Consider the following 22,501-nt stretch of genomic DNA (forward strand, 5'->3'; position numbering starts at 1 on the left):
GCGCATCGCAATCTGTTCTGTGGAAAGGGAGAAGATGTATGTCATACGGTAAGCCTTCAGAGATTTTAGCGGGTTCAGGTCAGGTGCTGGGTGCCAATTTTGACGGCTCCGGTGTGAATTTCGCCCTGTTTTCCGCCCACGCCCAGCGCGTGGAACTGTGCCTTTACGATCCCAGCGGGCAGCATGAAATTGCCCGCTTTGATTTGCCCGAATACACTCATGAAATTTGGCACGGTTATGTGCCGGGCTTACAGCCTGGTGCGCTGTACGGTTATCGCGTACACGGCCCCTATGACCCGGAGAATGGCCACCGCTTCAATCCCAACAAGCTTTTAATCGATCCTTACGCGCGCGAACTGCAGGGCGATATTGATTGGAACGAGGCGCACTTTGCCTATGACCTGCTGCATGAAGACAAGGATCTCACCTTTGACGAGCGCGATAGCGCGCCCTTCACGCCAAAGTGTCGCGTAATCGATCCCAATGCGTTTGATTGGCAAGATCAAAATCGCCCGGTTGTTCCCTGGCCGCAAACGGTGATATACGAAACGCACGTCAAAGGCTTCTCCATGCTGAATCCCGCGGTGCCGCAGGAGATGCGCGGGACCTATGACGGCCTGAGCAACAAGGCGAGCATTGATTACATCAAAAGCCTCGGTGTGACGTCGGTAGAACTGCTGCCGGTGCACTGGTTCCCTGATGATCAACACCTGCTGGACAAAAACCTTAAAAACTTCTGGGGTTACAACTCGCTGGCATTCTTCGCGCCTGCAAGCCGCTACTTCGGACCGCGTGGCATTCAGGGCTTCCGCGACATGGTGCGCGCTTTTCATGATGCCGGCATCGAGGTCATCCTCGATGTGGTTTACAACCACACGGCCGAAGGCAACGAGTTGGGCCCAACGCTGTCATTCAAAGGTATCGATAACTTCTCCTATTATCGCACCCTGCCCGACCAGCATCGTTACTACATCAATGACACCGGCACGGGTAACACCGTAAACACCTCGCATCCGCGCGTGTTGCAGCTGGTGACAGATTCTCTGCGCTATTGGGCAGAATCAATGCATATCGACGGTTTCCGTTTCGATCTCGGCACCATTCTGGGGCGCGAACCAGAAGGGTTTGACCAGCGCGGCGGCTTCTTTGATGCGGTAACGCAAGACCCGGTGCTGTCTAAGCTGAAGCTGATTGGCGAGCCGTGGGATATTGGCCCAGGCGGCTATCAGGTGGGTGGCTTCCCGCCGGGCTGGGCCGAGTGGAACGACAAATATCGCGATACCGTGCGTGAATACTGGAAGGGCGACAACGTCTCTACCGATTTCGCTGCGCGCCTGTTGGGCTCCGGCGATCTGTACGATCAACGCGGTCGTCGGCCTTGGGCGAGCGTCAACTTTATCACGGCGCACGATGGCTTTACGCTGAATGACCTGGTGTCATACAACGAGAAGCACAACGATGCCAACGGCGAAGACAACAACGACGGTCATAACGACAATCGCTCTTACAACTATGGCGCGGAAGGCCCAACCGAAGACGAAGGCATCATCGCGGTGCGCGAGCGGCAAAAACGCAATTTCCTCGCAACGCTGCTGTTTTCGCACGGCACCCCGATGCTGTTAGCCGGTGATGAATTTGGACGCAGCCAGATGGGTAACAACAATGGTTACTGCCAGGACAGCGAGATCTCCTGGCTCCATTGGGAGAACCTGCCGGCCTCGGCTGACGCGCTACGTGATTTCACCCGGCACCTGCTGGCGCTCCGCGCCAAACAGCCGCTGCTGCGACGGGAAAACTGGCGGGACGGCATGGAAATCAAGTGGTTTAACGCCGGTGGCGGTTTCCAGCAGGCGGAACAGTGGGAAGAAGGATCGACGCTCGGCGTCTACATTGGCCGCCCTGACCTGCAACCCGAAGAGGGAATTTGGCATGACGTACTGATGCTGTTCAATCCGTTTGAGGGCAATGTGCCTTTCCGTATTCCGCAGTTTGGTGAAGGCGGCTGGGTGCTGGAGCTGACCACGTCCGACAGCGAGAAAAAAGGCCTGGTGATTACCAAAGAGCAGGATTTTGAGTTAGAAGGCCGCAGCATGGCGCTGTTTAGAAGGCCGTAAGCACGACGCAAACAGGGCGCCAACAAGGCGCCCTGTTTTTTTCTGCGGTGCATCAACCCGAATGGGCTAATCAAACACGCCGTTAATCACTGCCGTGACGACTGCGGTACTGAGCGCAATCAGCACTAAATCATCGCCTACTGCGCGCCATTCATAGCCAGGATAGCGTGGCAGATCGCGCAGCATCCCGGCGGGCAGCGCCTTTTTGGCAATACCCGGCGGCAGCGGTTTACCCCGCGCCACGTTTTTGGCGATGCCAGGCGGCAGCGCACGGTAGCCGACCGCTCCGTGATTGACGGCCAATGCTCGCGCCCGCGTATAGTTCAGATCCACGCGAATACCGTCATCGTTGTATCCCGCGCGAGGATCGTCGTCTCGCTGGGGCTTGCCGTGCCCTTTCCCGGCCGAATGGCCATTGTTGCCATGATTACCGTTGTTGCCGTGATTACCGTTGTTACCGTTGCCCGGATTGGCCCACACCGGTGTCGCGCATAGCGCACCCGCGAGCAAGGCTGTAATTAACGTGCGAGGCAGTGACATGATGCAGATTCCTTATGCAGAAGTGGACAGATTAACTATACAAAAAGAAACCGCGCCTTATGGACTTCCGCAGTAAAAAAGGGGCTGGCGTCTCCCTTGCGCGGACGTGAGTCGCATTCAACTGGCATATTGCTGAAAAAAAAGTCTTAATGTCGGCATTCGTTTTGTGAGTGAGCCTTAAATGGATCGAAGGCATGATTGATTTTATCGGGTTTGAACACCGTCTCCACGTGCTAGCCGCTGCATTACCGCACGCTAAAAAAGTGACCGAGTTTTACGTTCAGGGCTTGTTCGTGCGCGTCTATGAACCGGAGGAAGCCGTCGAGGATGTGGTGCTGATTTATCACGGCGGCGGTGTGAATATGGATGCCGGTTACGACATCCTTGCCCGTCAACTGATCCAGTGTGCTGCCACCCGCGTGGTGCTTACGGATCTGCGCGGCCACGGACGCTCAGCGGGCAACCGGGGTGACGCCGCCGCGCCACGACAACTCTGGCGGGATGTGGATACGGTACTCGAAAGTGTATGTTCGCGATTTCCTGCAGCCAACGTGCATCTGTTAGGCCATTCAAGCGGAGCGGGTATGTTGATCAACTACTTTACGCGTTACACCCCGCGCGCAAAAAGTGACAGCCTGCTCTTATTGGCGCCCGAATTGGGACCTTTCGCACCCGCTCAGGTACGCAAACGTGATGCTGCGCCGTTTGCCACGGCGAAGCAGTGGCCTTTTGTCGTCAATCTCTTGAGCGGCGGATTACTGTTTCGCCATTACCCCGCCGTCACGCTGCATTTTCCTGCAGAGGTGCGCCACCGTAACACGAACGTTGTCGCACGCTATAGCGTCAGCTTGGCAAATGCATTGACGCCACGCCATCCCCAACAGCAAGTGGCTGCTTTGCCGCTTCCGGTGACGGTATTAGTGGCTGAACAGGACGAACTCTATGACGTTAACGCAATGGCAGAGATAATTTCCCACTGTGGTAGTCACCTCCGTTGCCAGCGTGTTGCCGAGAGCACACATCTGGATTGCCTGTTCAACAGCAGCAAACAGATCGCCCAGCATATTCACTGGGTGCGGACCGCCCGTCGGCGTTAAGGTATGCTATCTGAGATACCCTTGACCTGCCTGAGCGCTCTGCGGGTTGTATTGATCCGCCTGACGCGAGTAACTGACTATGCCAATGTTAAATGAAATACCGGCAACCCCACTGTCATTGCCGGTGATCGATGCGCTGAAAGCGCGGCGTGAGACCCTGTGGTTCAACGATAGACTTACTTCCGCAGACGCAGGCTTAGCGCGCTCGGGGATCACGCGGCAAGACGTAGAAGAGGCCGAAGCCCGACTGCAACGCTTTGCGCCGCTGTTGGCCCAGGCCTTTCCTGAAACGGCGGCAAGCGGCGGCATTATCGAATCGGACATGGTGCCTATTCCGGCCATGCAGGCCAGGCTTGCGCAGTCCGCGCCGCTCTCAGGCGCGCTCTGGCTCAAAAAAGACAGCCACTTGCCGGTGTCCGGGTCAATTAAAGCGCGCGGCGGCATTTATGAAGTGCTCGCTTATGCTGAAAAACTGGCGCTGGCAGCGGGATTACTCAGCGTGGACGATGACTACCGCTGCCTGCTCACGCCCGCGTATCGCGCATTCTTTGAGCAGCACACCCTCGCCGTTGGGTCCACCGGCAACCTGGGACTTTCGATTGGCATTATGGGCACGCGACTGGGATTTAATGTCACGGTGCATATGTCATCGGACGCCCGAGCCTGGAAAAAAACGCTGCTGCGCCAGCACGGTGCAGCGGTCATTGAGTATGAACACGATTACGGTGTCGCGGTGGCCCAAGGCCGCAAGGCGGCAGAAGGCGATCCCCGCTGCCATTTCATTGATGATGAAAACTCACGCACGCTGTTTTTAGGCTATGCGGTGGCCGGCCTGCGCTTGCCGCAACAGCTGAGGGCGAAAAACATTGTTGTTGATGGCGATCATCCCCTTTTCGTTTATTTGCCCTGCGGCGTGGGCGGAGGACCGGGCGGCGTAGCCTTTGGACTCAAACAGGCGTTTGGCGATAACGTTCACTGTTTTTTTGCCGAGCCCACCCACGCGCCCTGCATGCTGTTAGGCATGAGCACCGGCCTGCATGAACGCATCGCTGTGCAGGACATCGGTTTGGATAACAAAACGGTGGCCGACGGTTTGGCCGTGGGGCGCGCTTCAGGCTTTGTTGGTCGCGTAATGGAACCGTTGCTCGCAGGTTGCTATACGCTGCACGACAGCACGCTACTTGGTCTGCTCAGCTTACTGGACGCAACCGAGGGCATTCAACTGGAGCCGTCTGCCCTGGCAGGCATGAGCGGCCCCCAGCGCATCACCGCCAGCAGCAGTTGGCTGGCGCAGCGCGGCATCACGCCAGCACAGATGCAGCACGCTACGCATCTGGTGTGGGCGACCGGCGGCGGCAAAGTGCCGAGCGCGGAGATGCAGCAGTATCTTGCGCAGGGCAGAGGCCAGACTGGCGGAACGCAGGGATCGTAACAGCTGCAGTGGGGCAACCGCGGGGTTCAGGCCCGTAAAAGCGGACGGGACAGCGCTCAAAGCCGCCGCTCATCGCGTAGGGGCCGCACCGCCTCAGGCGTGGTGATCGCGAAGAAAGACCGTCAACACCTCTTTTGGCGGCACGCCGCCGCATTCGCCGATGAGCCAGCCAACCGCGCCGCGATGGTAGGCGCCGTGGAAAAGCAGGTGATTAAGCATCTCCATCGCGCTCCTCTCACCCTGACCGCCATCGACGAAAGTAAACGCGATGCGCACATCCAGCGCAGCAGCATCCATACCGCTCACGCGCGCTATGATGTCATCAGTACATGCAGCCATGCTCACGGCGAGCGCCTCTGCTGTTGGCGTTTCCGGGGTATTTAACGCGGTATAACCGTGGGACTGCCCAAGCATATTCGCGCTAAAAATTCTGTCGACAACATAAATGTGATTCATCAGTCGCAGCATCAGATGGTGCTTTTCGGCGTAGCGTGACGCATCAAGGGTTTGGATAGCCTGGAGCGTGTGTGCATCGCTCCAGCGTTTGAATGCCAGCAGTGTAATCAACGTGTCCGTGTTCATGTGCGTCTCCGGGTATTTTGTCGCGCTATCCTATCATTGACGTGAAAGAAAACGCGTCATTTCACGTTCACTCCGCTCCCTGATGTTACAGGATCAAGGTATGATGCGCCGGAGCGTGTTGTCGCGCAACCAATAATGATGAAACAGCGCGGCGACGGCATGCAAACCAATGAGCCAGTACCCCAAGGGAGCGAGCGTCACATGCCAGTCAATCAGCATGGCGGCCGTTGCCGGATCGGGCGCCGTTGCCACTGGCATGGCTATGCCAAACAGCGACCACGCTTTTCCCCGCAGGTAGCGCGACATTAATCCCAAAACCGGCAAAACCACAAACAGGGCATAAAGCAGCGTATGTACCAGATGCGACAGCCCGGTTTGCCAGTGCGCGACGGCAGGCTGGATCGGCGGAGTGCGGTGTCGCGTTCGTAAATAGAGACGGGTCGCCATGATCACCAGCACGCAAAAACCGGCAGAGAAGTGCGTGACCATCATGGCATTGCGCTGCCAGGTGCCCTTTTCAGCCAGGTCGCGGAACTCAATCGTGGCATAAGCGACAGCAAGTAATAATACCGTTAACCAGTGAAACAACATTTGCGGACGCGAGTATTTGACGGTCATGGTGAAGGCTCCTGAACTCCATTGATTGCAGGATAGCCGTCCATTATTAGCGAAGCATTAAGGCGAAACGCGCGTGCCGTTTTGGCACGTTGCGCGCGTGAAAGCACCACCAAGGATGTTTGGATAGCGTGTAAAAGAGGCGGACGCGCAGTGCATTGAGCGTTTGGGCATCGTCAGATGACGATGCCCGGCACACACAGTTAAACGGCGATCACGCCATTAGGCAGTGGTATTGATATTACGACCAATCGCGGGATTAGCAGGCAGAGAAGGAATGGAGGCCAGGATGCCCTCCGCCACCGCTTGCTGATTATCCAACGATTTTTTGAGCACCAGCGTGCTCACCTTGCTGTTAAGATCCAAATTATCCAGGCCGGTTGCCAGAGCAGCAACTTGCGATACATCCATCGTATTCTCCTTTCATTGCAGACAGAAGGTCGGGAAGCGGCTTAAATAAGCCTAATCATTCTATCGGCAGTATTTCGCCAGACTGTACTTTTACGTTAGCGCACTCTGACGCGTTTCACGTCATTTCTCGTCAAGGAATGACCGCCGAGGGGCCCTCGTGCTCGCACCCCAAGGAACCCCTCTTGCCTCCACATCACGCGCTAAAGACGACCGGGATCTTGACTTAAAAACTTTCCCAGCTCGCCTCGCTCACCGACCGCCGTGGTGCCACAGCCGGACGGCGCAGCGGCTCAGCTAGCTGAGGCACGCTGGATGCTTGCTGTGCGGAAAGACGGAATACCGCCACGGTTTTTTCCAACTCTTCGGCCTGCGACTCCAGCGAACTGGCCGCCGCAGACGACTCTTCCACCAGCGCGGCGTTCTGCTGTGTGGTGGTGTCCATTTCAGCCATGGCTTGCGCAATCTGTGAAATGCCACGGTTCTGTTCATCAGAAGCGGCGGCAATTTCACCCATAATGTCTTTCACCTGCGTCACCGACTGCACGATGTCGTTCATGGTTAAGCCCGCACGGTCCACCAGCTCGGTGCCATCGTTAACGCGATCGAGCGACTCGCGGATCAGCAGTTCAATCTCTTTGGCCGCCACGGAACTGCGCTGCGCCAGATTTCTCACTTCACCTGCTACCACGGCAAAGCCGCGCCCTTGCTCACCCGCACGCGCCGCTTCAACGGCGGCATTGAGCGCCAGGATATTGGTTTGGAAAGAGATGCTGTTAATCACGCTAATAATTTCGCCAATTTTACCGGAACTTTGGCTAATACCGCCCATGGTGGTGATGACATCGTGAATGATCTCACCGCCGCGCGCCGCGTTCGTCGACGCCTCGGTAGCAAGCTGGCTGGCGTGATGGGCGTTTTCCGCGTTCTGTTTCACCGTTGACGTCAGCTCTTCCATGCTGGCAGCCGTTTGTACTACCGCCGCGGACTGCTGTTCCGTGCGTGAAGAGAGATCGGTATTGCCTGCAGCAATCTCGGCCGAGGCGCGCGCCACGCTGCTTACGCCGTTACGCACGTTAGCGATAATGTTCTGCAGGCTCTGATTCATGGCATCTACCGCCTGCATCAGCTGACCCAATTCATCGCCGCGCGACGTATGCAGCGCCACCGTAAGATCGCCGCTGGCAATGCGCTGGGCGGCGCTCAGGGTTTCTTTTAACGGGTGCGTGATGCTCCGGGTGATCCGCCAGGCAATCAGCAGGCTCAACAGCACGCAAAGGGCTGCCGCTGCGGCAATGCGCCATTCAGCAGCTTGAATAAAGGACGATGAAAGCGAGGATTGGAAGGCGAACATATCCGCCACGGCACCGTTTAAACGTTCTGCAGCGGCCGTAAGGGTGGCGGATTCATTTTTCTCTTTGCTGGTGGCATCGATATAGGTCGTCAACGCCAGTCGCTGGGCGTTGAGCAGACCAACGAGTGCACGTGATGCCGCGCTGAGATCGTTTTGTGCAACGTTATCCAATTGCTCACTGAGCGAGCTGGCACTGTCGAATTTGTCGGTGAGGGCATTTCTTGCGGTGTCGGACGGTTTTGCCAGAAACGCATTCTCCGCGAGCGCAATAGCATACAGCGATGACGCCAGACGCGCCGTTGTCAGCGCCGCTTCAGGCGTGGCGGCAAGGTTGAAAGATTCAAGTTGGCGCGCCAGCGCGATAATTGCGTCGGGCTTTATGGCGCTGGCAGCTGCCGTATTTTGCTGCGCGGCGCTGACAAAGATCTGACGCTGCTGCTGATACCCATTCAATAGCTGGCCAAGCTGCGCCACTTTTTGCTGCCCGATGGCATCCCACGGGTAACGTTGCAGCGTCTGAAACAAGCCGTCTAACTGCTTGAGCGCTTCAGCATTTTTAACGGAAAAGCTGTCATCTTTCGTGTACTGATACAGGGTGCGGTTCAGACGCGCCTGACTTAACGTATTCACCATGTTAACGGTTATGGTACGCCGGGCCGAGTTGTCTTTAATACTGCGGAAGCAATCAAATGCAATAATCGAAATAGCTAACGAGGCGGCAATAACAATCACAAAGCCGGCAGCCAGTTTTTTCCCGATTTTTATATCGGAAAGGCGTTGAACAAGACCCATATTATTCACCTTTAGTGAGGCATTAGAATAGACAGCGGAAAGGCACCCAGAGAAGCGCTGCTGTATAAAGGTTATCGCCGCGTCGACATAAATCTTGATAAGGAATCTTAATAAAAAGCGTAAATAATTAGTTAGATGTCTAGTGTTTAGGCGTGTAATTATCTGGCCTCAACGTTTATTTATTAAATAATCAAACGCGTCATTGATCGTGATCAATGTTTATTGATTAAAAAATCAATTGTTAGGCCCTAACCCTCTCACTTTGAAATGTTCTCTTTTTTCTTGACCTTCAGATTATCGCGACACTGCTTATAAACGAAGCGGCGATTACTGCGCTTTTTAATGTCGCGACAAAAGCATTGCCCGGACTCGTGAAACAGGCGGCTTCGCTTATCAACCGATGAATTCTGCAGCCAAACAATAAGAGCGTGACAACCATCAAGATTCATCGGGGAAAAATCACTCAGGTTTCGACGCAGGTGTTTCAGTATAAAAATCACGCCTGGAGTGGGGATAGACAGAGAATGGCGCGTTCTATTGTCCGGTGAGAGCAAACGCACTTCTCACGCGTACAGAGCAGCGAGATCGCTTACTGACCGAGGCCTTAAATACCCCGCCCTGTCTACCCTGCTGTTCCGGAACGATTTAGGCGACTGCTGGCCGCACGCGTTATCGAGATTTTATGGGTTGGTAAAAATTATTAACTAATTAGCGGTTCCTGCCGATGTTGTTAGCTCAGCCTCACGTCCCTTTTCAAGGTGTAGATTAAGGATAATAAGATGAATATCTCACAACGTCTGTTACTCACGTTTACCATGCTGTTCGGTGCCATCATACTGCAGGCGGTGCTGGCCATTTCGCTCCTGTCCAGTTTTCAGGCGCGGTTTGAGTATGTGCAGAGTAACGCCATTCCCTCAATCAAAGATCTGAGCAACATGATCGATCAGAGCAACCAGCTCGCATTGACGCTCTATAAGCACCAAAGCCAAACGCAGGACAGCAATCTGCCGGCGGTGGAACAGCAGATCAACGGCAAAATCAATGAGCTCAAATCACTGACCGATTATTATATGGCCAATGATATTTCCAGCGACGAAGATAAACGCCTCACCAACGTTGCTTATGACAATATTCAGCGTGTAACCCTTGCCCTGCCGGGATTCCTTGCCACTTCACGTGCACATCAGCACGACGCCAGTCTGGCGCAACTTGACGGCAACGGCGGCATTGGCGCCGCAATCCGCCAGTTGGTGAGCGATTATCAAAAGCAGCTCGCGCTGAATATTACTATTGGCGATGAACTGCGCGCCACTAACCGTAGCACCTTCCATTTTGTGCTCTGGATGACCATTGCCGGTGTCGCGGCCACCGTGCTGCTGTTTGGCCTGTTCTCGCTGTTTACCGTGCTGCGCATTCGCCGCAGCTTGAACGCCGCCGCAGACGTCATGACGCGTGCCAGCGAAAATCTCGATTTAACGCTCAACGCTGACGACAGCCGCCGGGATGAAGTGGGCAACATGGCACGTTCATTTAACGCGTTGATGCAGCGCGTCTCCGCCGCATTGTCTTCTGTCAGCCGCGCTTCACAGTCGGTGAGCAGCGCATCGGTACAAATTTCCGCCGGTAACGAAGATCTCTCGTCACGCACCGAGCAGCAGGCCGCTTCTCTGGAACAAACGGCCGCCAGCATGACGGAGTTAAGCGAAACGGTCCGTCAGACCGCCGAGAATACACACCAGGCAAGCCAGCTCGCCGCCAATGCCAGCGCATTGTCAGAAAAAAACAGCGCCTCGCTCTCCACCATGATCGCGACCATGGATAACATTCGCGGCAGTTCCCGCAAGGTGAATGACATTGTTTCGATGATTGAAGGTATCGCGTTCCAGACCAATATTCTGGCGCTCAACGCTGCCGTTGAAGCAGCGCGTGCGGGTGAGCACGGCAAAGGCTTTGCCGTCGTTGCTGGCGAAGTGCGCAATCTGTCGCAGCGTTCAACCTCTGCCGCGCGGGAAATCAAAACGCTGATTGAAGCGTCACACCGCCTGACCGAAGACGGCGCACGTCAGGCAGGCGACGTGAGCAGCAATATGACTACCATGAACGAGGCCATCCACCAGGTGAGCCAGCTGGTTAGTGAGATCGCGGCCGCTGCGGTTGAACAGAGTCAGGGTATTCTTCAGGTTCAGCAGGCGGTGAATCAGATGGATGACGTGACACAGCAAAACGCCGCGCTGGTTGAGGAAGCGTCTGCCGCCTCGCAGTCTTTACAAGCGCAGGCGACAGCGCTGGATACGCTAGTGAAGCAATTTCGTGTTGCTGAAGGCGTCGACCAAGTTGCACCTGCACTGGCCTCCCCCGCTCCGCTTCAGCTGAAACCTCAGCGTCTGGTACTTGCCAATGACGCAGATTGGGAAAAATTCTAAGCGCTTAACCCATCAATGACCTCCGCTGGAGGTCATTTTTTTTTGCGTCTTGGCAAGTTTGTGCACTGCCCAATCGCCCCCTTTTCTTGTCATGCCAGAAACGCCGGTTATGCAACCCGGCGCCCTAAAACCCCTCTGCGACTCACTGCACCGCGTTAGGCAAAAGCAGCCACGGCATGGGCAATCGGCGTTGTCCCTGCCGTCAATTCAATAATCACGCGGTTTACCGCGGGCTGGTCAATCAGGGCGGCGAGGAATTTGGCCACATCCTCACGCGGAATATTTCCGTAAGGGATAGCCAGTCCGGCCTGCACCTGACCGCTTCCGGGATCGTCGGTAAGCGTACCGGGACGCACAATCACCCACGCCAGCGTGCTCGCGGCGAGCGTAACGTCAGCGGCTTTTTTTACGCGCATGTAGGTTTCAAATGTCTCTGACAGGGCTTTGCCTCTGGCGGCTTCAGGAAACGCGGAGACCAAGAGAAAACGCTGCACGCCAGCACGTTGCGCGGCTTTAACGGCTTTCTCCAGCCCCTCGCCGTCAATGGCATTGGTCATCGCTTCGCCGCCTTTACCGCCCGCTCCGGCGGTGAACACCACTGCATCACTGCCTTGTATAAGCGTGGTCAGGGCATTAACGTCAAGGTGTAGCAGATCACCCTGTACCGGTTCAGCGCCCAAGGCGCGCAGTGTCTCGGCCTGCTCAGGCCGACGATGAAGGGGGCGGGCAACGTGCCCATGTCGTGCAAGATATTGGCATAAATATCGGCCTATATTGCCAGCGCCACCAATAATAAAAACGTTGCTCATGCTTGACTCCAAAAAATGACGTTATTATTAAGCGCACTGCGCTTCGCTTAAAATACCTGTGAGTGCAGCGAGGGAAATGAAACAGAATTTTTCCGAGCCCCTTGCGACTTACGCACTACCCTATTTTCGGTTGAGTATACTTCTCTGGCAGGGTAATAAAATTAAGATATATCGCAGTTAGCCGTAGGTTTACATGAGTGACAGCGCACTGATAAGGTGATATTACCCGATCAAATAAAGGACATAACATGAAATCCGCTGAAGAGAGAATTGAGTCTCTTGAAGAGACGGTAAAACGCTTGCAGGTCGAAACGGATATTTTACGTGAATTAATGATTAAACAGGTCGCGCTAAATAACATCACCTTCAAAGGGAAGTACGACGACGTATTAATTCAGATGGCGAAAGAATATGAAAACCGTGGTCTCGAAGAAGAACGTAATCGCGTCCGGCATGAGGCGTTGCGCCAGTATTTAAGTCAGGACAACGCATCAGCGGAATGAGTGTCGTGGCAGGCGTCCCTGCCACATAAGAGCAAGCTTGAATTACTCCCCGGTGATTTCAAGCGCATCCTGAATAGCATCCGCAAGATTGGCAATCTCATTACCCACAGCCTGTAAATCCCATGAGACTTTCGATCCACTGGCAGACGTTGACGCACTCACGGATTCCTGGGCCAATGCTAACGCTGCGGCGACGGCTATCGCGCGCTTATGCTGTTCGGGGGTGACACCCTCTGACGGGGCGCCAAAATAGTCATTAATCATCATTATCCTTTCCATATTGACTCTTCGTGTGGGCATTAAACCTGACGCGTAATGGCTTGTGCAATGGTTAATCATTCCTGCGTGCCATCACCACCGCTTTATGTGAAAGCGCGGTACGTTGCAGGTGGCTGCTTTTTCAGCAAACACGCGGTTAATTTTCACTGTTAGCGCTTACTTTGCTCATGCTGTGCCAGGCTTAAAGGGAATTCATCACAAATGGAGAGTGACATGAAGAAACTTGCATGGGTTGCAGTGATGCTGCCGTTGAGCTTTGGCGCCTTTGCCGAAAAAGGAGGATTTGAGTCAGGTGAAACGCCACCGCCGCAGCACAAAGAGGACGCAGGCTACAAAGGCTCTGAAGATACCGGCCAAACGCCAGTCACGCTGATCAAAGATTTTCGCCAAGGCGGTTATGCCACGCTGGAAGGTTACATTGTAAAAAAAATCAGCGGTGAGACTTATCAGTTCCGGGATAGCTCCGGGACCATCAAGATTGATGCACCCGAAGCGGCCTTCAAGGGAAAAAAATACGACTCTGAAGATAAAATTCGGGTAAGCGGTAAAGTTTATGGCAAAGGCGCCAGCGCGCACATGAAAGTCACGCGTATTGATGAGCCTTAACACGCTGAAATGGCATCGCATAAATAGCGTTTGAGCCTTGAGCGCAGATGAGTGCCTCCAGGCTTCTGAACATAATGTGCGCATGCGCGTGTGGGCGGAAAAAATCAGGCTAAGATTACATCGTCTCTTGTGTTTACCTGTGAGAGCAACCTATCCCTTATTGGAATTTCTCAGGCAGATGGACTTTCGCCGCCCGGAGGCATATCGCTCCGGGCTTTTCTTTTTCGGGTTCATCTCTCGGCGTCAGGCTTTTCACTGACAGAATACGCGCCAGCCTCTTACTCACGCTGATAGCCTTCTTTCTGTATCTTTTTACAGATTGCCGCGTTAGCAAAGTCATGCAAATAATATTGCGAGAGCAAATTGCGGCGAAGTGTGCAACTTTAACAAATCCATTAATATTTTTAACGCCAACAAAGCGATTACTTTGACTGATGAAATCGTTTTCTATAAAACATCGCCGTGTGTAGGCGACTTTTAATCCTATAATTAGCATGGTTTATAATTTTCGCCCATCGCGGGTCGACTGTGTTTCTATTATAGATCTTCAATGCATCAAGCAGCGCCTGCCATTTAGCTGCCTGGTCCGATTTATCGTCGCTCAAGGTCCCTTTCATTTTTTGCAATATCTCATCAACTTGCTGCTTTGCCTCATTAAGGCTCAAACCAAGTTGATGAGAGGCCGCTATCTTCCTGATTTCAAGCACGAAGTATTCGATATCACTCTCATTCTCTTTCAAAAAAAACTCCTACTGATTACTGGCCGCAACTAATGATTATCATAAATTGCAGAAAAATAAAGTAGGACGATGAATGACTTGTCATTATTTGGTCGAAATAAGAGATATATCTGAATACTCAGATGAAATGCATGTATGAAAAAAGCACAACATCGAAATGCTATGACTATTTGTAATAATTAAGTGACTACATTTTTTATAAAGTAACTTTTTGTGACATTTGCAATACACATTAGATATATTTATTTTATTGTATTTATCGCTTCTCCATCGGTGACATGAAACGCACATATTGAATCCCTTTTCGTATACGCCCTCCAGCATCTGACGAATACCTGTCCCCAATACCTACATTACAGTTTTTTTGGATCGCGCTTCAGGGTAATATTGGAAGTGGTTATTTTCTAATAATGGTTCTCAGCATGTCCCTTGATAAATCTTCCGCGCCTGTCACGCGTGAGCGCGGTAGGCCGCGTGCATTTAATATGGATGATGTCCTCGACAAAGCAACAGTCGTGTTCCGCCAAAAGGGGTACCATGCCTCGTCTGTCGCCGACCTGGGTGAAGCGATGAATCTGACTGCAGGCAGCATCTATAAGGCCTTCTCAGACAAACGCACCCTCTTTTTACGCGTATTCGAGCGTTATATCTCATTGCGCAATACGGATTTACGCGCTCGATTGCAGCGTTGCGAAAACGGTAAAGCCCGAATAGAGACCCTTCTTCAATTTTACCTTGAATCAGCTGCAGAGATAGAGGGCCGTCGGGGGTGTCTTGTGGTTGGCAGCACCGTTGAACTGCAAACGCTGGATGAAGAGCTTTCGGGATTGGTGCGGCAGGCCGTGATGCGGAATCGCAATTTTCTTGCCTCCCTAATTGCCGAGGGCCAACAGGATGGTTCTCTTTCTCCCTCAACCGATGTGGAAACAGCTGCCGGACTGCTTTTATGCGTTGCTTTTGGCATGCGCGTGGTGGGGAAAGTTCAGGATGTGACTAATGGCGAAAAAACCATTACTATGGCTATGAAGATTTTGGAGTAGCGTATCTGCCCTATTAGGAAATACGCATTTCCTAAATAGCTTTATGACAATTTAGAGAACAATGTTGCCTGCCATACTGTTTTAAATGGGGCGGTGGCCGCATAAAGTGAGCCGTACTGAGGTATAAGCGTTATTTACAATTAAACAGATTGAGTTCCACACTGATTCGCTTACCCGACGGCACTGCATCGAACGCGACTCTTTCGCTCTGCACCTGAGCAACCTGTGATTAAAGCCAATAACGGCATGAAATTCCTACCAGCCGCACCAGCGAGCACCATTCAATAAGGCTATTATGCGTAGAAAAGAGTGTACGACGTCACCCAGCCCAATCGCTGGCTTTCATGAGAGTGCAAAAATGACGTTCAGCGAAGAAGAAATTCTGGGTAGCCTCGTCAATGAAATTTTAGTCTCTGGCAAAGCGTTAAGTCGTAAAACGCTCTGCTATGCGCTCCTGGCGCGCATTGATCAGTGCGAAGAAACAGAGATGAAGCATCACTATGCAGGTTTATTTAAAAAAATCTTTTCCCATTGATTACGCCACATCACGGCGATGAAAATAGCGTTTCCTTTGTCGAAATCATTAGGAATAATGTTGTTTTTTGAAAATTCTATTTTCTTGGCGAGCCTGAAAAAGGTCTTACTATTATGTATCTCCAAACGCCTTCAATTCGCCAATTTTGTCTGTAGGGTCATTGTCCGGCGTTCATTCTTTTTACCGTATAGTGTTGATGAATCGTGCCTGATAAATTGACAAAACATTAATTTAAATCATGCGATTTATCTAAGGCGGGTTTTAAAATGAAATCGCGCCTATGTACATGAATAACTCTCGCCTTATAACGAATGAGACGAGTTCGCGTTATGCCCAACAAGCTCCGCAGCCATGCTGCAGAGGTTGTCATAACAGTCGGAGCGTTATCGCGGCGGGGGAAAGCACATGCGCTACGATACGGTTATTTGCTCAGTAGCGTAAAATGAGGATGTCGGCCCGCAAGTAATAGCAGAAGCTCATATTCACCCTGGCTTAACGGCACAGGCTTGGTGAGGGATTCTTTCATCTGCCACACGCGCAGGCTGAGATTGAAGCGTTCGGCGGCGTCCGCTTGGGTTAAACCCGCCTCAACGCGCAGCATTTTTACGTCAGTCTGCATACATACGGCCTGCATATAATTTTTAGGCATAATATTCTCTGGTGTGAGTCTTCAAATGTTACGTTAGGCTGAGGTGTTGTAGGTCAATTCACTCAGGCGAATAGCACTGCATTAAGTTGAAATTTTATAATAATTTTTTATAACATTTTTTGCCGATTATCGCGGCAACAGATCTTTTCTTTTGAGAATCCAAGCCACTCCCCATCCCTGCGCAATTTTCTGGATCAGAACTCTCTTATTATTACCCTTTTATTAACTTTAGGGAAAATTCCGCTACTGAAGCTGTTCAAAATAATCAAAATCGGAGCTGCATCACATCTGAAGTTTTTTATCTCTTGCCGTATTACACCAAGGAAAAATATGAAAGATCGCATTCAGCGCCGCGTCCCTGAGGACCGCTCGCAGGTAGAACTGCACGAACAATGGCAAATAACCTATTGGACACTAACCCTGCAAACCACGCAGGAGCGCCTTGTGCGCGCCGTACGTGAGGTAGGCACAGACACAGAAAGCGTCCGACGCTGGCTCGACGAGAACCCGCCACCGCGTCGCTCACTTTACAATTGATCGACACTCATAGGCATTTTAAGAATTAAGCTTCCTGACAAATGCGGATAAGCTATCTGCTGAAGAGTGCTAAATAAGCACGATGTTAATGAGAATGATTGCACTTTTTGATTCTATTAAATTGCTGTAGTCGCATTGACGAGAAAGGTGGTTTGTTAAGTTCCCGGCATCAACAGGTAAATATTGATGATATTCAGGGCAGAAAAGTCGTCGTTATTGAATCAAACAGTGCATACATAAAAAAAGCCGCACCCGGTGCGGCTTTCTTCGTATCAGTAGGAAGTTACTTGTGAGGAACTTCAGAGATTTCCTTAACATCCGCCTTGTTGAGCTGCTGCTTTACACCATTCGCATCGGTGTAACCCAATAATCCCGCATCAGATTCCTGCGGTTTACCGTCACTGATAATGGTACGACCATCATTAGTATGAATAGCGTAGCTGGTACGCGTACAGCCGGTCAGTGCAGAGAGCGCAATAATGGCAGCGAAGGTCGAGAAGAAGATCTTTTTCATGATGTCATCCTTTTATCAGTTATTAAGTTCACTCATGTTTGAAATTTCATCACGGTTAATTTGCTCTGTCTTACCAGATTGAGCATCTTTGTAAGAAACAAGCCCCGTGTCATCATCCACTTTTGGTTTGCCATCCGTAACAATCGTCCGGCCATCCGTGGTTTTAATAGCCTGATTGGAAGAGCAAGCACTCAGCGTTAAAGCAACGGTCGACGCCAAAACCAGCGTCAAAAGCATATTTTTCATCTCAATGTCCCTACTGTAAGCATCCGATTGATACCAATTTCTTCATTAGTATAGGCAAGCATGACAAAATTGCCTGGCACACTGGTGCCAAAAGTGCGGTAAAACCTGCCGGGATAAGCTTATTAATCCGTCTTATGACATGCGAAAACCCTTATTGTACGTTTTCATAACCGCGATATAATGAATATATACCTAATAAGCGGAGCGCATCTGAAAAGCAAAGAAGAGGAACTCTCTTTAATCCACGAGGTGGTAGGCAAAGCTCTCACGCGCGTGCTTGAGCCTGGAGAGACGGTAAACATCCATCAGCTTATTGGCGCGTTATATCGACTAAGTGTTCGCAGTGAAAATGCTGATATTCGAAGGGCTTGTGATAAGGCGATTGAACAGCTGGCTAAAAAATTAAATTAATCGCCGTTATGGCAACGATCTACGGTTCAGGAAAATGTCTTTCAGCTTAGTGACTCGCCAACCCCTGTGTGCGGCAGCTAAAGGTGTTTCCTGACACCCGCATGTGCTACTCCTTGCCGAGAAGCTCAAGGGCTTCAGTACAGTGGATCGCTTCTTGTGGTCGATGGACGTGCTCAAGCCTGAGCAACAACTGGTCGGTAAGCGCCTGACGGTTAATGGCTCCTCCATCATTGACTATCTCAATAACAAGCTCCCCTACCAAGGTATGGAAAGCGGGCAGATTCTCATTATCTTCATCGCTGAGTGAAATTGGCGCTAACGGGATGGACATATTAGCCTCACGAAAAGAGTCGTCATTAATGTATGAATTATAGTTGAACAGCGCACAGAATTATTGCCCTACCGATGTTGAATGCCGCGTTTCATCAAATAAAAAATCGCGATCTTCGTTTATCAAATTGATGGAGCGATTCATGTCAAACATGACAAAAAACAGCCTACAAAAAAAGTTCTTTTCAATCAGCGCATTAAACCCCAACAATCTCGTGCTTCGGTACATTAAAATAATACTATTTAACATTCTCTAACCGGAACTTACGTCCAATTTTCCGTTGGAGTGACATTATTTATTATCAAGATTGCCTGCGCGATCACACAATTAAAAACGCAAAGCGCCGGAAAAAGCATTTTACAGGGACATCATTGCATGACGTAAAAATGTGTAGAAAGAATGATAAGTGTCGATAGCTTTCACTTAACGTACGGCTATGACCTTAAATGCAAGGTATCGGTTTGCTTTAAGGACTGTTAAAGTAGCTGCTGACAATGACGAAAACGGAGCATGTTATGCTTACGACAATTATTTATCGCAGCCACCTGTCGGACGATGTGCCTGTCAAAATTCTTCCCGCGATGGTTGAGAAAGCCAGCGCGTTGAATGCCAGCCATCAGGTGACCGGCATTTTGCTCTTTAATGGCACGCATTTTTTCCAGATCCTGGAAGGTCCTGAAGAGGGTGTGATGGCTATTTATGCCCGCATCTGTGCAGATAACCGTCACCATAACGTCGTTGAGTTAATGCGTGATTACTCACCTTCTCGCCGTTTCGGTAACGCAGGTATGGAGTTGTTCGACCTGCGCAAGCACGATCACGCGACGGTTTTACAAGCCGTACTGGATCGCGGAACCTCAAAGTATCGCCTCACCTACGATGACCGAGGCCTACAGTTCCTGCGCACGTTTGTGGAGTCTCGTGAAAAAGAGAACTACTTTGAAGTGCTGCCGACAAATTATTGGGACTTTATTCCTGAACAAAGCGATCTGATTGAACGCGGCAACGGCGTTACCTTTCGTCCCGTTGTCGACCCGCTCGGCCGTAAGGTAAAAGCGATTCAGGCGATCCCCGACGCGCAACCTGGCTTACAGGGTGAGGAAAGGTATCAGCACGATCTACGCGCAGTAACCGAAGCATTGAACAGCGCAGGACGCGCCTGTCCGGATGGCATGCCGTTGTATGTAAGCATTCTTCCCATGACGCTGGTAACGATAACGAATGCCTTCGACCACATCGTTCAGGCGATTGATGCGGCTGGATTGGTGCCTGAGCAGGTGATCCTCGGCGTGAGCGAAACAGAAGTGATCTCACAGCTTGACGCTTTTTCAAATGCCGTAAGGCAGCTCAAGCAGGTTGGCATCAGCATCTCAATCGATAATTTTGGCGATGGCTCTGCAGGGTTGTCACTGCTGGCACATATTCAGCCAGACCGGGTTCGTATTGATGCCGGTATTATTCGTGATATTCATCGCAGCGGCCCGAAACAAGCGGTTGTTCAAGCGGTAATTCGGTGCTGTTCCGCGCTGGAGATAAACGTTATTGCAGCCGGTATTGAACGCCCGGAAGAGTGGATGTGGCTTGAAGCGGCTGGCGTGATTGATTTTCAGGGCAACCTTTTTAATCCTGAAGGTGCAGCAGTCGCCTGGCCAGAATATCGTGATGCGATATAAACAATAGCGAAATCTCCTGCCGTGACCAAAAAGGGCTTTTACGGCCCTTTTTACTCCACTGCATACCTTGCTCACCTGCACTCAGAACCCCTGTTACGCAATCCACACGCACTTTCTTATGCTGAATACACTCAGAGCTCATCGAGGGTGACCGTCTACTAAGTACGTTGAAATGCGTGGAATTTAACATTAAGCAGTCCCCTTTGGTTTACACTCTCGAATGAGGAATAATGCCCGCTACAATCAGGAGGAAACGCGATGCTCAGTGATAAGCGTCTACAGTACATTTCAGATCATCCCGAAGAAAACAGCCCCGAATCCGTTGAAATGGCACAAGAGATTCTGCGTTACCGTCGTGCGCTAGCTGAACCTTTAGCGGTCATTGAACCGCTGGGCATGAAGTATGTTGAGGACGGTAATGGTGCCATGGTGTGGCCAGCACGCTATCGCGACCATAAAGATATTTTCCTTTATCGCCTGGATGAGTCCCTGATTAAGGGCGATTAACGTCATGATAAATCACTATTTTATTATCTGTAAAAGAACCCTGAACCTGATTAAGTGCCTCTGTTCTTACATTATGATAATCTCTATGCCCGAATTAGTAGCCGGACCTGTTCATGAATAGCCATTTTGAAGAAAAAATGACGGAAATTATCATTGGCGAAGCGGTCACATCGCTGTTGGACTCTCACGCTTCGATCACTTGGGTTGCATTGCTGGACAAGCTGCATATCGCCCTTGATAAAGAGACCGATGAAGTGCGCGTCCGGGCTGTACTGCGTGCTATTGAGGATGTGAGAAAAGAGATGCGGCTGAAACCTGGGAATGAGGTTGAAAGTGCTTCTTTAGAACAGAGAGAGACGAGCCAACAGAAGTTTCATTAATAAGCAGCGTAATAGCCTCATGCTGGTTGCGTTTCCATCAAAGTCTATTTTTGTTATACTGTATGCTTATCCACTACGGACGGAGGTTATGTGAAGAATGACACCACCGCCGAAGATATCTACGCCGTTATAGGAACGGTTGTGGCACGCCTTCTTAAGCCGGAGCAGCACCTCACCCTTCATGAAATTACCACTGCCTTACATGCAATGGGAGAAGATAGCTCAGATCGTACCGTTCGCGACGCCTGTCGCGCCGCCGTTGTGATGCTTTCAAAGCAGATGCATTAATTCCGCACCGCGCCTTTGTCGGTGCATTCCAGCCTGTACAATCCCGTTAAATGTTATGCATCGTCATCGGGCGTCCGGCCCACAACGATTTCCAGCGCATTGCGCAATACGTCCAGCTTGACCACATCCGTGGTGCTCTCCAGTTCAGCGATGAGATACAACAAAATGGCCTTGCTGGTGACTTTTTTACCATCAATCACTATGTCCCGAATGACGCTATCTAGTACGGCAGTCTCTGCCGTTAACTTATCGCCTTCACTGCGGAAGTGGTGTATCAGGTCGGCTTCGGCGCTGATAGGGTTAATCTCTTGCTGCATTGTGTATCCCTGAGCTTGTGCGCGCAGCGCGACGATTTAAAGATTCAGCCTATCGAGGCTACAGCGCAACGCGCTCGCATTAATAAGAAGCTTTTGACACAGAAAGGTCAGTGTCAGTGCTTTTTAGTTAGCGAAGCGATGGGCGTCGTTAGCGTTGCGTGTTGAACTTCATCTAGAGCAATACGCAGCGCTTCAAGCCGATCGGGGTCTGATTCACGGTTTCCCATTGCGCTTAAGCTTGCGCTCAGGTTTTGAGTATCAACCCGACCTTCTTGTGCAAGTAGCCCTACAACGGCCTCGCCAATCATGATGTCGGTTAGTTTTTCAAATTTACTTCTTTTCATACTGCCGCCTTACTTCTGTGTCACTCCTGACAAAGTGATAGGGCAGCCTTTCCAGACTCCCCCTCTTCTCGATGCAGATAAGAAGTGGGCTTCGCGACGACCGGAATTAACGCTCAAACAGCATACCGATCAGTGTCTGATAATGACGCTCTTCTTCCAGGCTGGCTGCAACCTCTAAACGGCGCAGTAACTTGGTGCAAATGGCTTTGCGGTTAAGGTTCTTACCGCTGCGCAAAATCTCCACTACAACCTGACCCAATGTCTCTTGCTGCGTGGGCGCGGTAACTTTGTTAAAGTAATGGGCGATGTCGCTGGCAGAATCAGGGAATTTTGTCACGTTCTGACGCATAGATGACACCTCTAATGGTTAAAATATAATCTTCTCTGTCTGCCGCTAAAGTTATACAAGAAAGGCAAACTTGTACAGCAATTCTG

Annotated in this window: 28 protein-coding genes; 13 read left to right on the top strand and 15 right to left on the bottom strand. The window is 51.3% G+C overall.

Annotation, left to right across the window (positions count from 1 at the left end; genetic code table 11):
* The first annotated feature begins 38 nt into the window (after nt 1-38).
* Nucleotides 39-2,114 carry a glycogen debranching protein GlgX gene (glgX, locus tag LU196_RS13340; RefSeq protein ID WP_232760132.1) on the top strand — a complete coding sequence of 692 codons (2,076 nt, stop codon included), beginning with the start codon at nt 39-41 and terminating at the stop codon, nt 2,112-2,114.
* Between the two features lie 66 nt (nt 2,115-2,180).
* Here the strand turns inward: glgX and LU196_RS13345 are convergent, their stop codons facing one another.
* Nucleotides 2,181-2,654, bottom strand: a complete 474-nt coding sequence (locus LU196_RS13345) for an anti-virulence regulator CigR family protein (RefSeq protein ID WP_232760133.1) — start codon at nt 2,652-2,654, stop codon at nt 2,181-2,183.
* 194 nt (nt 2,655-2,848) lie between these two features.
* Between LU196_RS13345 and LU196_RS13350 the strand changes: the two genes are divergently transcribed.
* Both LU196_RS13350 and LU196_RS13355 read left to right on the top strand, forming a co-directional pair.
* Entirely contained in the window at nt 2,849-3,751 is a 903-nt protein-coding gene (locus tag LU196_RS13350; RefSeq protein WP_232760134.1) for an alpha/beta fold hydrolase, read from the top strand.
* 85 nt (nt 3,752-3,836) lie between these two features.
* A complete protein-coding gene (locus tag LU196_RS13355; RefSeq protein ID WP_232760135.1) occupies nt 3,837-5,183 on the top strand; it encodes a D-serine ammonia-lyase in 1,347 nt (448 codons plus the stop codon).
* 93 nt (nt 5,184-5,276) lie between these two features.
* On the opposite strand, the gene LU196_RS13360 is transcribed toward LU196_RS13355, so the two are convergent.
* The 4 genes from LU196_RS13360 to LU196_RS13375 all read right to left on the bottom strand — a co-directional run bounded on the left by LU196_RS13360 (nt 5,277) and on the right by LU196_RS13375 (nt 8,934).
* On the bottom strand, nt 5,277-5,765 hold the full coding sequence (locus LU196_RS13360; RefSeq protein ID WP_232760136.1) for a DinB family protein: 489 nt from the start codon (nt 5,763-5,765) through the stop codon (nt 5,277-5,279).
* 93 nt (nt 5,766-5,858) lie between these two features.
* Nucleotides 5,859-6,383 (bottom strand): cytochrome b561, encoded by a 525-nt coding sequence (gene cybB, locus LU196_RS13365; protein WP_232760137.1) that lies wholly within the window; start codon nt 6,381-6,383, stop codon nt 5,859-5,861.
* A gap of 219 nt (nt 6,384-6,602) precedes the next feature.
* Nucleotides 6,603-6,791, bottom strand: a complete 189-nt coding sequence (locus LU196_RS13370) for a YjfB family protein (protein WP_232760138.1) — start codon at nt 6,789-6,791, stop codon at nt 6,603-6,605.
* Between the two features lie 223 nt (nt 6,792-7,014).
* Entirely contained in the window at nt 7,015-8,934 is a 1,920-nt protein-coding gene (locus LU196_RS13375; protein WP_232760139.1) for a methyl-accepting chemotaxis protein, read from the bottom strand.
* Between the two features lie 779 nt (nt 8,935-9,713).
* Here LU196_RS13375 and LU196_RS13380 point away from each other — a divergent pair.
* On the top strand, nt 9,714-11,357 hold the full coding sequence (locus tag LU196_RS13380; protein WP_232760140.1) for a methyl-accepting chemotaxis protein: 1,644 nt from the start codon (nt 9,714-9,716) through the stop codon (nt 11,355-11,357).
* Nucleotides 11,358-11,512: 155 nt separating this feature from the next.
* Here LU196_RS13380 and LU196_RS13385 read toward each other — a convergent pair whose 3' ends face one another.
* Entirely contained in the window at nt 11,513-12,166 is a 654-nt protein-coding gene (locus LU196_RS13385; RefSeq protein WP_232760141.1) for an NAD(P)-binding oxidoreductase, read from the bottom strand.
* A 248-nt stretch (nt 12,167-12,414) separates the two neighbouring features.
* On the opposite strand from LU196_RS13385, the gene LU196_RS13390 reads away from it, so the two are divergent.
* A complete protein-coding gene (locus LU196_RS13390; RefSeq protein ID WP_232760142.1) occupies nt 12,415-12,669 on the top strand; it encodes a hypothetical protein in 255 nt (84 codons plus the stop codon).
* 42 nt (nt 12,670-12,711) lie between these two features.
* Here LU196_RS13390 and LU196_RS13395 read toward each other — a convergent pair whose 3' ends face one another.
* Complete coding sequence (locus LU196_RS13395; protein ID WP_232760539.1) at nt 12,712-12,933, bottom strand: hypothetical protein; 222 nt, start codon at nt 12,931-12,933, stop codon at nt 12,712-12,714.
* A gap of 228 nt (nt 12,934-13,161) precedes the next feature.
* Between LU196_RS13395 and LU196_RS13400 the strand changes: the two genes are divergently transcribed.
* Nucleotides 13,162-13,554 carry a YgiW/YdeI family stress tolerance OB fold protein gene (locus LU196_RS13400; RefSeq protein WP_232760143.1) on the top strand — a complete coding sequence of 131 codons (393 nt, stop codon included), beginning with the start codon at nt 13,162-13,164 and terminating at the stop codon, nt 13,552-13,554.
* 422 nt (nt 13,555-13,976) lie between these two features.
* Here LU196_RS13400 and LU196_RS13405 read toward each other — a convergent pair whose 3' ends face one another.
* On the bottom strand, nt 13,977-14,294 hold the full coding sequence (locus LU196_RS13405; protein WP_232760144.1) for a hypothetical protein: 318 nt from the start codon (nt 14,292-14,294) through the stop codon (nt 13,977-13,979).
* 422 nt (nt 14,295-14,716) lie between these two features.
* On the opposite strand from LU196_RS13405, the gene LU196_RS13410 reads away from it, so the two are divergent.
* Together LU196_RS13410 and LU196_RS13415 are read left to right on the top strand one after the other, a co-directional pair.
* Complete coding sequence (locus tag LU196_RS13410; RefSeq protein WP_232760145.1) at nt 14,717-15,334, top strand: TetR/AcrR family transcriptional regulator; 618 nt, start codon at nt 14,717-14,719, stop codon at nt 15,332-15,334.
* A gap of 358 nt (nt 15,335-15,692) precedes the next feature.
* Nucleotides 15,693-15,869 carry a biofilm development regulator YmgB/AriR family protein gene (locus tag LU196_RS13415; protein ID WP_232760146.1) on the top strand — a complete coding sequence of 59 codons (177 nt, stop codon included), beginning with the start codon at nt 15,693-15,695 and terminating at the stop codon, nt 15,867-15,869.
* 421 nt (nt 15,870-16,290) lie between these two features.
* Here the strand turns inward: LU196_RS13415 and LU196_RS13420 are convergent, their stop codons facing one another.
* The gene (locus LU196_RS13420; RefSeq protein ID WP_232760147.1) at nt 16,291-16,518 is read right to left on the bottom strand and encodes a transcriptional regulator; all 228 of its coding nucleotides are present in this window, start codon (nt 16,516-16,518) and stop codon (nt 16,291-16,293) included.
* A 330-nt stretch (nt 16,519-16,848) separates the two neighbouring features.
* Here LU196_RS13420 and LU196_RS13425 point away from each other — a divergent pair, with 330 nt between their 5' ends.
* Nucleotides 16,849-17,055: a DUF3606 domain-containing protein gene (locus tag LU196_RS13425; RefSeq protein ID WP_232760148.1), complete on the top strand. Its 207-nt coding sequence runs from the start codon at nt 16,849-16,851 to the stop codon at nt 17,053-17,055.
* Nucleotides 17,056-17,338: 283 nt separating this feature from the next.
* On the opposite strand, the gene LU196_RS13430 is transcribed toward LU196_RS13425, so the two are convergent.
* From LU196_RS13430 to LU196_RS13440, 3 genes are all read right to left on the bottom strand, one after another.
* On the bottom strand, nt 17,339-17,569 hold the full coding sequence (locus LU196_RS13430) for a YgdI/YgdR family lipoprotein (protein WP_232760149.1): 231 nt from the start codon (nt 17,567-17,569) through the stop codon (nt 17,339-17,341).
* Between the two features lie 15 nt (nt 17,570-17,584).
* Nucleotides 17,585-17,815, bottom strand: a complete 231-nt coding sequence (locus LU196_RS13435) for a YgdI/YgdR family lipoprotein (protein ID WP_232760150.1) — start codon at nt 17,813-17,815, stop codon at nt 17,585-17,587.
* A gap of 517 nt (nt 17,816-18,332) precedes the next feature.
* Entirely contained in the window at nt 18,333-18,557 is a 225-nt protein-coding gene (locus tag LU196_RS13440; RefSeq protein ID WP_232760151.1) for a hypothetical protein, read from the bottom strand.
* 515 nt (nt 18,558-19,072) lie between these two features.
* Here LU196_RS13440 and LU196_RS13445 point away from each other — a divergent pair.
* The 4 genes from LU196_RS13445 to LU196_RS13460 all read left to right on the top strand — a co-directional run bounded on the left by LU196_RS13445 (nt 19,073) and on the right by LU196_RS13460 (nt 21,405).
* Nucleotides 19,073-20,230: a diguanylate phosphodiesterase gene (locus LU196_RS13445; RefSeq protein WP_232760152.1), complete on the top strand. Its 1,158-nt coding sequence runs from the start codon at nt 19,073-19,075 to the stop codon at nt 20,228-20,230.
* Between the two features lie 258 nt (nt 20,231-20,488).
* The gene (locus tag LU196_RS13450; protein ID WP_232760153.1) at nt 20,489-20,737 is read left to right on the top strand and encodes a hypothetical protein; all 249 of its coding nucleotides are present in this window, start codon (nt 20,489-20,491) and stop codon (nt 20,735-20,737) included.
* Between the two features lie 113 nt (nt 20,738-20,850).
* Nucleotides 20,851-21,117, top strand: a complete 267-nt coding sequence (locus LU196_RS13455; protein WP_232760154.1) for a hypothetical protein — start codon at nt 20,851-20,853, stop codon at nt 21,115-21,117.
* A gap of 90 nt (nt 21,118-21,207) precedes the next feature.
* Nucleotides 21,208-21,405: a hypothetical protein gene (locus LU196_RS13460; RefSeq protein WP_232760155.1), complete on the top strand. Its 198-nt coding sequence runs from the start codon at nt 21,208-21,210 to the stop codon at nt 21,403-21,405.
* 53 nt (nt 21,406-21,458) lie between these two features.
* On the opposite strand, the gene LU196_RS13465 is transcribed toward LU196_RS13460, so the two are convergent.
* From LU196_RS13465 to ycgZ, 3 genes are all read right to left on the bottom strand, one after another.
* Complete coding sequence (locus LU196_RS13465) at nt 21,459-21,722, bottom strand: biofilm development regulator YmgB/AriR family protein (RefSeq protein ID WP_232760156.1); 264 nt, start codon at nt 21,720-21,722, stop codon at nt 21,459-21,461.
* 113 nt (nt 21,723-21,835) lie between these two features.
* A complete protein-coding gene (locus LU196_RS13470) occupies nt 21,836-22,066 on the bottom strand; it encodes a hypothetical protein (protein WP_232760157.1) in 231 nt (76 codons plus the stop codon).
* Between the two features lie 106 nt (nt 22,067-22,172).
* A complete protein-coding gene (gene ycgZ, locus LU196_RS13475) occupies nt 22,173-22,415 on the bottom strand; it encodes a regulatory protein YcgZ (RefSeq protein WP_232760158.1) in 243 nt (80 codons plus the stop codon).
* Nucleotides 22,416-22,501 lie beyond the last annotated feature (86 nt).

The sequence above is a fragment of the Pantoea sp. Mb-10 genome, from assembly GCF_021272205.1.
In the GTDB taxonomy this organism is placed as follows: domain Bacteria; phylum Pseudomonadota; class Gammaproteobacteria; order Enterobacterales; family Enterobacteriaceae; genus Pantoea.